Annotated in this window: 11 protein-coding genes; 6 read left to right on the top strand and 5 right to left on the bottom strand. The window is 67.5% G+C overall.

The features are described 5' to 3' along the window. Positions 1 to 36: 36 nt before the first annotated feature. Positions 37 to 3,741 (bottom strand): ATP-dependent RNA helicase HrpA, encoded by a 3,705-nt coding sequence (hrpA, locus tag L5G28_RS11695; protein WP_237001697.1) that lies wholly within the window; start codon positions 3,739 to 3,741, stop codon positions 37 to 39. Positions 3,742 to 3,780: 39 nt separating this feature from the next. On the opposite strand from hrpA, the gene L5G28_RS11690 reads away from it, so the two are divergent. The 3 genes from L5G28_RS11690 to L5G28_RS11680 all read left to right on the top strand — a co-directional run bounded on the left by L5G28_RS11690 (position 3,781) and on the right by L5G28_RS11680 (position 6,019). Beyond that, entirely contained in the window at positions 3,781 to 4,257 is a 477-nt protein-coding gene (locus tag L5G28_RS11690; protein ID WP_237001696.1) for a YdeI/OmpD-associated family protein, read from the top strand. Between the two features lie 13 nt (positions 4,258 to 4,270). Next, complete coding sequence (locus tag L5G28_RS11685) at positions 4,271 to 4,720, top strand: SRPBCC family protein (RefSeq protein ID WP_237001695.1); 450 nt, start codon at positions 4,271 to 4,273, stop codon at positions 4,718 to 4,720. Between the two features lie 66 nt (positions 4,721 to 4,786). Continuing rightward, on the top strand, positions 4,787 to 6,019 hold the full coding sequence (locus L5G28_RS11680) for an aminotransferase family protein (RefSeq protein ID WP_237001694.1): 1,233 nt from the start codon (positions 4,787 to 4,789) through the stop codon (positions 6,017 to 6,019). A 367-nt stretch (positions 6,020 to 6,386) separates the two neighbouring features. Here L5G28_RS11680 and ahpD read toward each other — a convergent pair whose 3' ends face one another. Next, positions 6,387 to 6,914 (bottom strand): alkylhydroperoxidase, AhpD family, encoded by a 528-nt coding sequence (gene ahpD / locus L5G28_RS11675; RefSeq protein ID WP_236997342.1) that lies wholly within the window; start codon positions 6,912 to 6,914, stop codon positions 6,387 to 6,389. Beyond that, complete coding sequence (locus L5G28_RS11670; RefSeq protein ID WP_236997341.1) at positions 6,914 to 7,495, bottom strand: peroxiredoxin; 582 nt, start codon at positions 7,493 to 7,495, stop codon at positions 6,914 to 6,916. The genes ahpD and L5G28_RS11670 overlap by 1 nt, the downstream gene beginning before the upstream one ends. Before the next feature lie 142 nt (positions 7,496 to 7,637). Between L5G28_RS11670 and L5G28_RS11665 the strand changes: the two genes are divergently transcribed. Beyond that, positions 7,638 to 8,588, top strand: coding sequence for a hydrogen peroxide-inducible genes activator (locus L5G28_RS11665; protein ID WP_237001693.1), 951 nt, complete (start codon positions 7,638 to 7,640; stop codon positions 8,586 to 8,588). Here the strand turns inward: L5G28_RS11665 and L5G28_RS11660 are convergent. Together L5G28_RS11660 and L5G28_RS11655 are read right to left on the bottom strand one after the other, a co-directional pair. After that, positions 8,569 to 10,596: a DEAD/DEAH box helicase gene (locus tag L5G28_RS11660; RefSeq protein WP_237001692.1), complete on the bottom strand. Its 2,028-nt coding sequence runs from the start codon at positions 10,594 to 10,596 to the stop codon at positions 8,569 to 8,571. The genes L5G28_RS11665 and L5G28_RS11660 overlap by 20 nt on opposite strands. Before the next feature lie 98 nt (positions 10,597 to 10,694). Beyond that, the gene (locus L5G28_RS11655) at positions 10,695 to 11,657 is read right to left on the bottom strand and encodes a proteasome assembly chaperone family protein (protein WP_237001691.1); all 963 of its coding nucleotides are present in this window, start codon (positions 11,655 to 11,657) and stop codon (positions 10,695 to 10,697) included. Positions 11,658 to 11,891: 234 nt separating this feature from the next. On the opposite strand from L5G28_RS11655, the gene L5G28_RS11650 reads away from it, so the two are divergent. Beyond that, positions 11,892 to 12,506: a hypothetical protein gene (locus tag L5G28_RS11650; RefSeq protein WP_237001690.1), complete on the top strand. Its 615-nt coding sequence runs from the start codon at positions 11,892 to 11,894 to the stop codon at positions 12,504 to 12,506. A gap of 112 nt (positions 12,507 to 12,618) precedes the next feature. Next, positions 12,619 to 13,719, top strand: a complete 1,101-nt coding sequence (locus L5G28_RS11645; RefSeq protein WP_237001689.1) for a DUF4192 domain-containing protein — start codon at positions 12,619 to 12,621, stop codon at positions 13,717 to 13,719. Positions 13,720 to 13,729 lie beyond the last annotated feature (10 nt).

The following is a 13,729-nucleotide window of genomic DNA, read 5'->3' as shown; positions in this document are numbered from 1 at the left end:
GGACGCCCCGACCCCGGACGCTCCCGACGGCGATGCTTAGAAACTCTCGATCGCTTTGCGGACTCGCTTCTCCGAGACCGGTCCGGCCGTGCCGAGTTGTTGAGCGAACAAGCTCACGCGAAGCTCCTCCAACTGCCACTGCACCATCTCGTTGAGGGCGTCGTGGCGGGCCTCGGGTACCTGGGCGAGACGCTGATTCCACGCCGACACGAGGCGGTCGACGACTGCCGTCCCCTCATTGTCGCGAACCGCCGACCCGGGCAGTGCCTCCAACCGGACGCGCGCCGCAGCTAGGTATCTGGGCAGTGCGCGCAACCGCGGGCCGGACGTCAAGCCGACGAACCCGTCGAAGACGAGGTTCGCGATCTGGTCGGCGACATCGTCGGCGGCCAACGTGCCTGCCCGCTGATCGATGGCTCGTCGGACCTGCGAGTATTCGGCGAGCGCATCCACCGCGGCGTCGAAGTACTCGGGGGCCGTCTGACGGATCACCGGCGCGACGTCGGCCGACAGCGCGTCGAAGTCGGCGGCCGTCCGCACTGCCGTCACGTCCGGGTGTGCGGCCAATACGTCGATGACGGCGCGTCTGGTGCAGTCGGCGAGCAGCGCGTCGACGTCCCGGTACGGACTTTGGCTCAATGCGAGTTTGCGGGCGGGCGGCAACGACGAGGCGAGTCGACGTGAGGGCGGCGCCACGGTTCGAACGAGGAGGTCGCGGACGGCGGAGGCGATGCCGGCGTCACGCGCTGCCGGGGTGGCCACGTCGACGACTCGCACCCCGGCGCCCGGAACGACCGCCAATGTCGGATAGCGGGTGACTCGTTGACCGGCCAGAGTCTGGGTGCGTTCGTCGGCGAGAGCGCCGATGCCGTCCGCCGTCCAGTTCGTGAACGTCTCGGCGGGCTGGCCCGCGCCGGCGCGGACTGGACTCAACTGTGCGCGGAGTTCGGCCAGGCGATCCCCGCGTGCGACGACGGCGCCCTTGGCGTCCGTGATCGCGAAGTGCATGCGCAGGTGGGCGGGGAGGTTCTCGGGGCGGAAGTCGCGCGGGCCCAGCGAGGTCCGGGTGATCGCCGACAGCTCGCGGGCGAGCGCCGGGATGAGCGGTTCGGAGCGCGCAGACAACTGGTCGAGGGCGAGGTCGGCGTACCGCTGGGCTGGGGACATCGACTTGCGCAGTCCCTTCGGCAACGATTTGACGAGCGCTGTCGCCAGCTCCGAACGCATGCCCGGGACCAGCCAGTCGAAGCCGCCGTCGTGGACGTGGTCGAGCAGGTCGCGCGGCACGACGACCGTCACCCCGTCGTCGGGGGCGCCGGGGGAGAAGTTGTACCGCAGCTCGAGCCGCGTCTCGCCCTGCTTCCAGGCGGACGGGAACTCAGCGGCCGCGGGCGTGTCGTCGGCGGCGAACATCTCGGCGGTCAGATTGAGCAGTGTCGGATCGGCGCGTCCGGCCTTCTTCCACCATGAATCGAAGTGCCGGGCGGAGACGACGTTCGCGGGCACACGTGCGTCGTAGAAGTCGAAGAGTTCGGTGTCGCTCATTCCGACGTCGCGGCGTCGAGCACGGTGTTCGAGGTCCTCGACGTCTTTCAACAACTGTGCGTTGTGTTCGACGAACGCGTGCCGGCTGCGCCACCGGCCGCCGACGAGTGCCTCCATGATGAAGATCTCGCGAGACGTCTTCGGGTCGATGGGGCCGTAGTGGATGCGGCGCTGTGCGACGAGCGGTACGCCGTACAGGGTGACGCGCTCGTAGGCCATCACCGCGGCTCTCCGCGTCGACCAGTGCGGCTCGCTGTAGGTGCGGCTGACGAGATCGCCCGCCGCCTGTTCGACCCACTCCGGATCGACGGCGGCGACCGTGTGCGCGAACAGCCGCGAGGTCTCCATCAGCTCGGCCGCCATCACGAACGCGGGCGGCTTCGACGCGAGGAACGAACCGGGGAAGATCGCGAACTTGGTGCCGCGGGTGCCGAGGAACTCGCGTGTGTCGCCTTGCCGGGCACCCACGTTGGTGAGCAGGCCGGTGAGGAGTGACTTGTGGACGGTCGCCGCCTCGGCCTGCGTCTCGGGCGTCTGCCATTTGAGGTCGCGGACCGTCCGCTTGAGTTGTCGATGCAGATCCCACCACTCGCGCACCCGGAGGTAGTGGATGAACTCGCGTTCGCACTGTCGGCGGAACTGGTTGCCGGACAGCTCGTCTCGTTGTTCATTGAGGTACGACCAGAGCTTGAGGTAGCCCATGAACTCCGAGCCGGGAACGGTGTGGCGACGGTGCGCAGTCTGAGCCGCCTCCCGCTTGTCCGACGGGAACTCGCGGACGTCGGGGAGCGCGAGCGCGGCGGCGATCACCAGAACGTGGTCGAGGCAGCCGTTCTCGTGGCCCGCGACGAGCATCCGGCCGAGTCTCGGATCGACGGGCAGGCGGGCCAGCGTGGTGCCGACCTTGGTCAATCGGGCGACCGCCGAATCCGTGTCGGTGACGGCCCCGAGCTCGGACAGGAGTGCCATGCCGTCGCGGACCGCGCGGTGCTCGGGCGGTTGGACGAACGGGAAGTCGGTGATGTCCCCGAGCCGCAACGACAACATCGACAGGATGACCGCGGCGAGGTTGCTGCGGAGGATCTCCGGATCGGTGTACTCGGGGCGGGCGTCGAAGTCGTCTTCGGCATAGAGCCGGATGCACACGCCGGGCGCGACGCGGCCGCAGCGACCGGCTCGCTGGCGGGCGCTGGCCTGCGAGACCTTCTCGATGGGAAGGCGGGTCACCTTGGTCCGCGTGGAGTAGCGGGAGATGCGGGCGGTGCCGGTGTCGATGACGTACCGGATTCCCGGCACGGTCAGCGAGGTCTCGGCGACGTTGGTGGCCAAGACGATCCGGCGGCCGTTCGACGGGCTGAACACCCTGTGCTGCTCGGCGACCGACAGTCGGGCGTACAGCCCGAGGATCTCGACTCCGCTCGATCCGCGCTGACCGTTCCCGCGGGCCTTGCCGAGCGCTTCGGCGGTCTCCCGGATATCGCGTTCGGTCGGTAGGAACACGAGGATGTCGCCTGCCCCGCCTGCCCACAGCTCTCCCACGGCCGCGTCGATGGCGGCGATCTGGTCGATGTCGGCGTGTTCGGTGTCGTCGGAGGTGAGCGGCCGGTACCGGGTCTCGACCGGATACGTTCGCCCCGACACCTCGATGATGGGGACGGAGTCGTCGGGTCCGGCGAAGTGGCGGGCGAAACGGTCGGGTTCGATCGTCGCCGACGTGATGATGACTTTCAGGTCGCGCCGCTTGGGCAGCAGCTGCTTGAGGTAGCCGAGCAGGAAGTCGATGTTGAGGCTGCGTTCGTGCGCCTCGTCGATGATGATCGTGTCGTAGCCGCGCAGCAGGGGATCGGTGGTGATCTCGCGCAGCAGGATGCCGTCGGTCATCACCTTGATCCGCGTGGTCTTAGAGCTCTTGTCGGAGAATCGGACCTGGTAGCCGACCGTCGTACCGATCTCCGTGTCCAGTTCGTCGGCGATACGCCCGGCGACCGAGGTCGCGGCGATCCGGCGCGGCTGGGTGTGGCCGATCGCCGTGCGTCCCAGTTCAAGGCAGATCTTCGGCAACTGGGTGGTCTTGCCCGATCCGGTCTCGCCCGCGATGACGACGACCTGATGGTCGGTGATCGCTTCGGCGATCTCGGCGCGGCAGGCGCTGACGGGGAGTTCCGGGGGATACGTGATGGTCAGAGGCGACGACATGATGGCGTCGATTCTACGGCCGCGGCATAATCAGGGTTCATGAGCGCTGATTCCGCGAATCACACTGCCGACCGTCCGCCGCTGGTTCTGTGCACGCGGCTCGATCCGGTCGGACCGGCGACCGCGATCGAGCTGACCGATGCACAGGTCGCCGAACTCGGTGGAGGAAAGCGAGCGGCCGTCGTCGTGGCAGTCGGGGATCGCACTGCTCGGCTGCGTTTGGCGCGGATGGGCGGTGCCAATCTGATCGGGCTGTCGAAGGCTGCGCGCGCCGAGTTGAGTGTTGAGATCGGCGACGACATCGAGGTGGCGATCGTTCTCGACCACGGCGAGCGGTCCGTCGATGTTCCGGAGGCACTGGTGTCCGCCCTCGAGAAGGCCGGAGCACGGGCGGGGTTCGAGGCGTGGCCATACTCCCGGCGGAAGGAGGCCGCCCGCTCGGTCACCGCAGCCAAACGTCCGGAGACGGTGGATCGCCGCATCGCCGCCGTCATCGCCGAGCTACGCGCGTCGTGACGAGCTCACGGTCATGAGCGCGGAGCATCGGGTGGTGTCGGCGCGCCGGACCGTGCATGCGTCGCCGGCGACCGTGTTCGGACTGATCGCCGACCCGGCACGGCAACCCGCGTGGGACGGCAACGACAACCTCGCCGACTCGGCTCCCGGCCACCGTGTGCGGGCGGTCGGCGACACCTTCGACACGACGCTCACCACCGGTGCCGTCCGACGCAATCTGGTCGTCGAGTTCGCGGAGGGGCGACTCATCGCTTGGCGGCCGTCCGAGGTCGGCGGCGTGCCGCCGGGGCACCTGTGGCGATGGGAGCTCGACCCGGCCGACGACGGCGTCACGGTGACCCACACGTACGACTGGACGGATTTGCACGACGAGAAGCGCGAGGCCCGAGCCCGCGCGACGACTGCCGAGCGGCTCCTCGCGTCGATCGATCGGCTCGCGGCGCTCGCCGCCCGCCAGGACTGATCGACCAGCTCACATTTTGCCGGGACCGCCGAGCAGACACCCGCTGTGCCGTGCGATATTTGGTGCATGGGTTCTCTTTGGCACGGTTTTGCAGACATGGGTGCGGTGAGTGCGAGCGGTCCGTTCGTCATCACGCGAGGCGAAGGCACTCGAATCTTCGACGACAAGGGTGGTGAGTACATCGACGCCACCGCGGGCCTGTGGTTCACCAACATCGGTCACGGACGCACCGAGGTGGCGGAGGCGATCGCCAAGCAGGCGTCGACGATCGCGCACTACTCGAACTTCGGCGACTTCGCCTCCGACGTGACGCTCGAACTCGCCGAACGTGTCGCGCGCATGGCGCCGGTCGCCGGTTCGAAGGTGATGTTCACTCTCGGTGGCAGCGACTCGGTCGACAGCGCGTTCAAACTCGCCCGCCGCTACTGGGTGGAGCAGGGCAAGCCCGAGAAGAAGATCGTCGTCGGCCGCACCAAGGCGTACCACGGTATGCACGCTGCCGGGACGTCGCTTGCCGGCATCCCGGCGAACGGCGAAGGCTACGGCCAGATCCTTCCCGACACCGAGACCGTCGATTGGGACGATGCGAAGAGCCTTCTCGGCCTGATCGAGCGAGTCGGCGCCGACAACATCGCGGCGTTCTTCATCGAGCCGATCATCGGCGCAGGCGGCGTCTACCTCCCGCCGGAGGGATACCTGCGTGAGGTCCGCGAGATCTGCCGCGACCACAATGTGCTGTTCGTCGCCGACGAAGTGGTCACCGGGTTCGGCCGCATCGGCGCCAACGAATGGTTCGCGTCGTCACGGTTCGACCTGCAGCCGGACATGATCACCACAGCGAAGGGCCTCACCAGCGGTTACGTTCCGATGGGTGCGCTCATCGTGGCGCCTCGCGTCGCCGAGCCGTTCTTCGCGGGCGGCACCTGGTTCCGCCACGGCTACACCTACGGCGGCCACAACGTGTCGGCCGCAGCCGCTCTGGCGAACCTCGACATCATCGAGCGGGAGAACTTGCTCGACGGTGCCAACCGCCTGGAATCCGAGCTGGCGCAGGCACTCTCGCCGTTGGCCGATCTTGACGCCGTGGCCGAGGTGCGAACCGGTCTCGGTGCAGTGACCGCAGTGCAGCTCGCCGACCCGAGCAAGGCGATGGCGGCCATCGCCAAGCTTCGCGAGCACGGTGTGAGCTCGCGGGCCGCAGGCCAGGGGGCGCTGCAGGTCTCGCCCGCGTTCGTCATGACGACCGACGAGGTCGGCGAGATGGCCGATCGCTTCGCCGCGGCGCTGCGTGAATTGTAGGACCGGTGAATTGTAGGACCGGTGAACTGTGGGACCGGCGGGCTGTAGATCCGGCGGACCGTAGAGATAAATCCGTTGCGGGCCGTCTCCGCTCAGGCGTAGCGTTCGATTCGTCAGAGGAAAGGAGGTGGTCCAGAAGATGATTTCTTTCAGGACTGAGGAGGTGGCCGCCGCCTGACGGCGGTCGCCCACCTGAAGAAGGCAGACCCCGTGCCGCGCGACGTCCGCGCAGCACGGGGTCTGTTCTCGTTACGGGACTCTTCTTCCGCCGATCTATACCAGTATTCGGCACAGATCGGCGGAACAGCCGACGACTCCGCTGGGCCACACAGCAGGTGAAGAGAACTGTGAGATCAGGCGGGATGTGTCAGGCGAGAGCCTCGGCGGTGGTGACCGCCTGGCCGACACCGGCGACGATCGACGCGACCTTGAGGGCCTCGAAGACGGCCTCGCGGTCGAGGCCCGCCTCGCGCACCACGTTCTCGTGCGCGCCGACGCAGTGGTGGCAGCCGTTGATCGCCGAGACGGCGAGCGACCACAACTCGAAGTCGGCCTTCTCGACACCCGGGTTGCCGATGATGTTCATCCGCAGGCCGGGACGCAGGTCGTCGTACTTGCCGTCGAGGAATCCGCGACCGCGGTAGAACACGTTGTTCATGCCCATGATGGACGCGGCGCCGAGAGCGGCGTTGTACGCCTCCGCCGACAGGTTGTCGGCGGCCTCGTCGGCGATCTCCTTGAGAACCGTCGCATTGCGGGTGGCTGCGGCGGTGGCCAACAGCGATCCCCACAACTGCTGCTCGTTCAGCACCGTGGTGCGGCTGATCGAACCGAGGTTGAGCTTGAGGTCTTTGGCGTACTCGGGGAGCGCGCTCTTCAAGTTCTCGATGCTCATCAGGCGGTCATCAGCTCGGCAGCGTTGATGGTCGGATCACCCTTGCGCCAGTTGCACGCGCACAGCTCGTCCGACTGGAGGGCGTCGAGGACGCGAAGGACCTCTTCGACGTTGCGGCCGACCGAGCCTGCGGTCACCGAGACGAACTGGACTTCGTTGTTCGGGTCGACGATGAAGGTCGCACGATCCGCGACGCCGTCGGCGTTCAGAACGCCTGCGGCCTCGACGAGCTCACGCTTGAGGTCCGAGAGCATCGGGAAGGGGAGGGTCTTCAGGTCCTCGTGCTGTGCGCGCCACTGGAAGTGCACGAACTCGTTGTCGACCGATGCGCCGAGCACCTGAGCGTCGCGGTCGGCGAACTCGTCGTTCAGCTTGCCGAAGGCAGCGATCTCGGTCGGGCACACGAAGGTGAAGTCCTTCGGCCAGAAGAACACGACGCGCCACTTGCCCGCGTAGTCGTCGGAGGTGACGGTGGTGAAGTAGTCCTCGGGCTGCTGGGCATCGACCTTGGAGAGGTCGCCGCCGATGACAGCGGTCAGGTTGTAAGCGGGGAACTGGTCGCCGATGGTCAGCAATGCCATGACACGTACTCCTAAGTTCGTCGGAAGGTCTGCGAGAAACTCGTTCTCTCCGGAGTGGGCGGTGGCCTCTCTCCGTCTGTCATCCAGTCTGCCCAAAACCCCTTAAAAAGTAAACGTGATTACAGGCACTATATTGATAGGTATGAGTAATCAAAGCTATCAACCGTCGATCGGTGGGCTGAGGGCCTTCGTGGCAGTCGCGAAGAAGCTGCACTTCGGCTCGGCCGCAACAGAACTCGGCGTCAGCCAGCCGTCGCTGTCGCAGGCGCTCGCGGGCCTGGAGACGGGCCTCGGACTGCAACTCGTCGAGCGCACGACACGGCGTGTCATGTTGACTCCGGAAGGGGTCAGGCTGCTGCCTGCCGCCATCGCCGCATGCGACGCCGTCGAGGATTTCCTGCTCGACGCGGCGGGCGATCTGGACCCGCTCTCGGGACGCCTTCGGCTCGGCATCATCCCGACGATCGCGCCGTACATCCTGCCGCGCGTGCTGCGGGGGCTCGCCTTGCGTCGTCCGGACCTGGACCTGCTGGTGATCGAGGACCAGACCGATCGCCTGATCGGCCAGCTTCGGGACGGCTCGCTCGATGCCGCCGTGCTCGCGCTGCCCGCGGGCATCCCGGGGATCGGCGAGATCACGATGTACGACGAGGACTTCGTCCTGGCGCTGCCGTCCGGGCATCCGCTCGCCGGCCGTCGCCGTCTGTCGCCCGCGTTGCTGGCCGACCTGCCATTGCTCCTGCTCGACGAGGGACACTGCATGCGCGACCAGGCCCTTGACGTGTGTCAGCGGGCGGGCGTCGATCCCGACCTGCAGCAGACCCGCGCGGCCTCGTTGACGACGGCCGTGCAATGCGTGGAGGGCGGGCTCGGCGTGACACTGATCCCGGCGACGGCGGTCGGCGTGGAGACCGCTGCCGGCTCGCTCGCGGTCGCCGAGTTCGCCAAGCCGCGCCCAGGACGGCGGATCGGCCTGGTCTATCGCGAATCGTCCGGGCGAGCCGACTCGTACCGCGCGCTGGCGGGGGACATCACCGCCGTCGTCGCGCAGAGCGGCGACGTGAGCGCTCCGATCACACCTGCGAGCCAGTGAGCTCGGCCCACTCGTCCAGCAGACTCGAGTCGACGCCGCGGATGAGATCGGCGAGTTCGTCGGTGAGGTCCTCGATCTCGTCGGTCACCGCAGTCATCGGCAGACCGTTCGAGAGCGCCCGATAACAGTCGGTGAGATACCGCAGCACCACGCCCTCACTGCGGGCGAGGCCGAACTGCGAGATCAGCTCGGCGAAGGTCATCGACCGCTCGCGCATCAGGCGCAGGACCGACTTGGGTGACGGTGTGGAGCCGGCCAGCCACGGGTGGCCTCGACGATAGGTCTCGTAGGCGAAACCGATCTCCTCGGCGAGCGGCTGCGGCCACGAGATCTCTTCGAGGCGCTCCATCCGCTCCTCGTACTCGATCCCGTCGGCCTTCATCTCAGCGATCGCCTCGTCGCGTTCGGCCTTGCGCTGCGCGAACAGCACCGGTCGCGGATCCTCCAGGATCGACTCGACGATCGACACGACGTCGAGCACGTAGGTGTCCGAATCCTTGTCGAGGAGTTCGAACGCGGCGACCGCGAACGCCGACAGCGGATTGGTCAACGCGAAGTTCTCCGGCAGATCGACCGACAGTTCGACGTGCTTGCCGTCTACGGCGGGGGAATCGAGTCTGGTGACGATCCCCGTCTCGCACAGGTCGCGGTACAACGCGATCGTGTGCTTGATATGCCGAAGCTGCCGGGAGCGCGGCTCGTGGTTCTCCTCGAGGAGATGCCGGAGTGCGGCGAAGCAGTCGCCGGGACGCTCCAACACCTCCATGAGCATCGCGGTTGTCATCGCGAAGTGCGACCGCATCTCTTCGTCTGGCGCGTCGATCAGCGTCGTGAACGTCTGCTCGCCCCAACTGACGAAACCTTCCGGGGCTTTACGCCGCACCAGCTTCTTCAGTTTCTTGGGATCGTCGCCTGCCTTCGTGAGCTGTCGGGCGTTCTCGATGTCGTGGTCGGGCGCCTGAGCGACGACGTAGCCGACGGTGTCGTACCCGGCTCGTCCGGCGCGGCCCGAGATCTGGTGGAACTCCCGGGCACGGAGCCTGCGTGTGCGTCGGCCGTCGTATTTGGTGAGACCGGCGAACAGCACAGTGCGAATCGGCACGTTGATGCCGACGCCGAGCGTGTCGGTTCCCGCGACCACCTTGAGCAGACCCGCCTGCGCGAGCCGCTCCACGAGGCGGCGGTAACGGGGGAGCATCCCGGCGTGGTGCACACCGATCCCCGATCGGAGCAGCTTGCTCAGTGTGCCGCCGAAGCCGGTGCTGAAGGAGAAGTCGCCGATCGCGTCGGCGATCGCCGCCTTCTCCTCCTTGGTGCAGAGTTTCGACGAGAGCAGAGCCTGGCCTCGTTCGACGGCCTGCTGCTGGGTGAAGTGCACGACGTACACGGGTGACTTGCCGCCGGAGACGAGCTCTTCGATGGTCTCGTGGATCGGCGTCATCGCGTACCGGTGTTCGAGCGGGACCGGGCGCTGCACACCGGTGATCGGGACCGTCTGCCGACCGGTCCGCTTCGTGAGGTCGTCGACGAAGAACGATGTGTCGCCGAGGGTCGCCGACATCAGCAGGAACTGGGTGCCGTCGCCGGACGCGTCGACCGGCGGCAACTCGATCAACGGGACCTGCCAGGCCCAGCCACGATCGGATTCGCCGTAGTAGTGGAACTCGTCGGCGACGAGGACGCCGACGTCGTTGTCGGGTCCTTCGCGCAGTGCGATGTTCGCGACGATCTCCGCGGTCGCGCAGACGATCGGGGCGCCTGCGTTGACCGACGCGTCACCCGTCAACAGTCCGACGTTCTCCGCGCCGAACTGGTTGCAGAGGTCGAAGAACTTCTCGCTGACGAGCGCTTTGATCGGCGCGGTGTAGTACGACCGCCGACCGCGGCACCAGGCGAAGTAGATCGCTCCGGAGGCAACCAGCGACTTCCCCGACCCGGTCGGGGTGGCGAGGATGACGTTGCTGCCCGACGCGAGTTCCAGGAGCGACTCCTCCTGGTGCGGATACATGTCGATACCGCGTGCAGCCCACCAGTCGACGAATCGCTCGAACGCGAGGTCCTCGTCGTCGGTGGGCGCGATGGACGCGGGCGGTGCGGCCGTGTCGCTCAGGCCTGATCACGTCCTTCATCGGTGTCGCCGAACTCGCCAGCGTGCTCGGCGAGGAACTTCTCGAACTCGGCGCCGATCTCGTCGCCGGTCGGCATCGACTCGTCGGGCGCCAGCAGGGACTTCTGCTCGTCCTTGGACCGCATATAGGCGTCGTACTGGTTCTCCAACGCGGTCACCACCGCAGCGACCTCCGCATTGGACTCGACCTCGCCGTCGATCTGCTTGCGGACCTCGGAGGCGGCATTCTCCAGCGCAGCGACGGGGAGTTCCAGACCGGTCACCGCGACGACGCCCTCGACGAGAGCCGCAGCCGCCGCCGGGTAGTTGGTCTGCGACAAGTAGTGCGGCACGTGCGCCGACAGCCCCGCGGTGCGATACCCGGCCTGGCCCAGTCGGAGTTCCAAGAGCATCGACGCACTCGCGGGCAGCTTCAGCGCGTTGCCCCACGTGTGCATGCCGACGATGGCGTCTTCGTCGTTGCCGTGTGCGGTGACCGACGCCGGTCGCGTGTGCGGGACCGCCATCGGTATCGAATTGAGGCCGACGACCTGCGAGACGCCGAACCGTTGGGCGAGCGCGGTCATCGCGGTGACGAACTGCTCCCACCGCATATCGGGTTCGAGCCCCTCCAACAGCAGGAACGGCGCACCCGAGTTGTCGCGTACGGCGTGCATGGTCAGCTTGGGCATGTCGATGCCGTCGAACTCTGTGCCGGTGAACGACATCATCGGGCGGCGCGAGCGGTAGTCGATCAGTTCGTCAGTGTTGAACGTGGCGACCAACTCGGTGTCGAGCGCATCGCGCAGGTGTGCGGCCGCCAGCGTGACGGCGTGCCCGGCGTCTGCATATCCTTCGAGCGCGTGGATCAACACCGGCCCATCGCCTTCGGCACCGGCCACGGCGGGCGCGGGGAACTCGAGGTCGTACAGGGAACTCGGCTCCATCGAAGACTCATCCATCGGTGGCCCCCTTCTTGTTGGTACGGCTGCCTGGTCGGCGGTATACGCGCGGTGCAGGAACTTCATTGTCCCGCACCGGTGTCACCGGCTACAACACGACACCCGCATCGGGCATTCCCGAAGGCGGGAACGACGACGTGGCAGAGTGGACACGTGCAGCGTGGGACAGGACTGGGTGGGAGAGGACTGGGTGGAACGGGACTGGGTCGAACAGGACTGATCAGGGCGGCTGGAGTGCGAGCCGCGGTCGTGGTGGCGGCGATCGCTCTGTCGACGGCCGCGTGCTCGGTCGACGGCGACGCGGTCCGCGTGCCCGATTTAGCGCCCCGCACCGTCTCCTCCGATGCGTTCCCGTTCGGGCCGGCGACCACGGTGCCTGCAGCGCAGGTCCCCAATGCTGTCGCCGACATCACCTTCACGCCGTTGCGGTCGCAGAACCAGCCGGCCGACTGCACGCCTTCCCGGGTCGAGGCGTCGAGTGCGCAGGTGCGGGTGGGCCCGGGCGGTGCATCGGGCGGCACCATGACCGTGATGCTGACGCGGGCGTCGGACACCTTCGACGATTACGTGACGGGGCTGCGTGAGTGCTCGGACTTCGTCCTCGGCGGCACCGTCGGCACCCGGGTGACGACGAACATCGGCTCCGTCGCCGACGACACCGTGGTGAGCGGACGCACCCTCAGCAGCAACGGTGTGCCGTACGCGCGGGTGTACGAGATGGTCGCTCAGCGCGCGGACCTACGCCTCTACGTACAGAACCGGTTCGCCGGCCACGACTTCTCGGCTGCCGAACGGTCGGCGACGCGGGCACTGTTCGACGCGGCCTACGAGACGGCGTTCGCGGACTGAACAGGTGCCGCCGGGTGTGAATCGCCTGGTGGATCTGTGGACAACTGTCCGCGTCGTCCACAACCGGCGGGTAGGGGTGTCGCGCTCGCGCCGAGGCGAGCACTGTCGGCCCATGAAGATCACCATCACAACCCGCCTCGAGGGATCGCGCGCCGTAGCCGACCCCGACCCGTTGATCGCCGCGGTTCCGGCGCTTCTGGGCTTCGTACCGGAACGGTCGATCGTGCTCATGTGCTTCGACGACCGCATACAGGTCACCGCGACCATGCGTCACGACCTGGAGTTCACGTCCGGCGGACGCACGCCCGCAGCGATGCGAGCGCTCTTCGCCCGACTCGGCGACCTGGCGTCCTCCTACGGTTCGTGCGGGGTGATCGTGGTGCTGGTGGACGACCGGTACGAGCCGTCCGATGAGCGCTTTCGCCGAACGGCGCGCGATGTGCGGCGCGCGTTCACTCAGGCAGGCGGGCTGACCGCGGCGTTCGCGATCGGCGAGGTGCGGGCGGGCGCGTACTGGCGGACCGCCTGGCAGTCACCGCGATCAGCCGCCGTGTTCGGTCACGACTTCGCCGTCGACGGGCTGCTCTCGGACCCACAGGCGTCGCCGGCCGCGCTGCACCGTGCGTTCGAGACCGGCCGACTCGTGCTGCGCTCGAGGTCGGAGATCGCGGCGATGCTGACGCCCGTCGACCACTGCGAGAGTCAGCAATGCGCAGCGGTGACACCGCCCGCCCGGACCGGACCGATGAGCGCCGACGACGGACCGCGACTGGCGAGACTGTACGACGCGGTCGTCGAACGAGCCTGCGGCGACGCCGCGTTCACGTGCGAGCAGCTCAACGAACTGGCGCAGGCGCTCGTCTCGGTGCACGTTCGCGACGCCGCCATCGGACTGTCGATGACCGTCCACCGGGACGCGGCAGAGGAGCTGTGGACGGACCTGACCCGGCGTCTGTCGGGGACGCCGCGGGCCGCGGCCGCGACACTTCTCGGTCACCTCCACTACATGGAGGGTTCCGGAGCGTTCGCGTCGGCGGCGTTCGACGTCGCCCACGACGCCGACCCGTCGTACGGGCTCGCGAATCTGCTCGACACCGCGCTCCTGCACGGGATGCGACCGCAAGAACTAGGCGGGATCGCCGACATGGCGTTCGATCTCGCGCGAGCGATGGGTGTCAGATTCCCGCCCGCGACGCACCGTGCCGCGGGCTGAGCCTGCGGCC

This window comes from Gordonia liuliyuniae (assembly GCF_021739025.1).
Classification (GTDB): Bacteria; Actinomycetota; Actinomycetes; order Mycobacteriales; family Mycobacteriaceae; genus Gordonia; species Gordonia liuliyuniae.
Note: the sequence above shows the minus strand (reverse complement) of the source record. Positions and strands in the feature narration are given on the sequence as shown.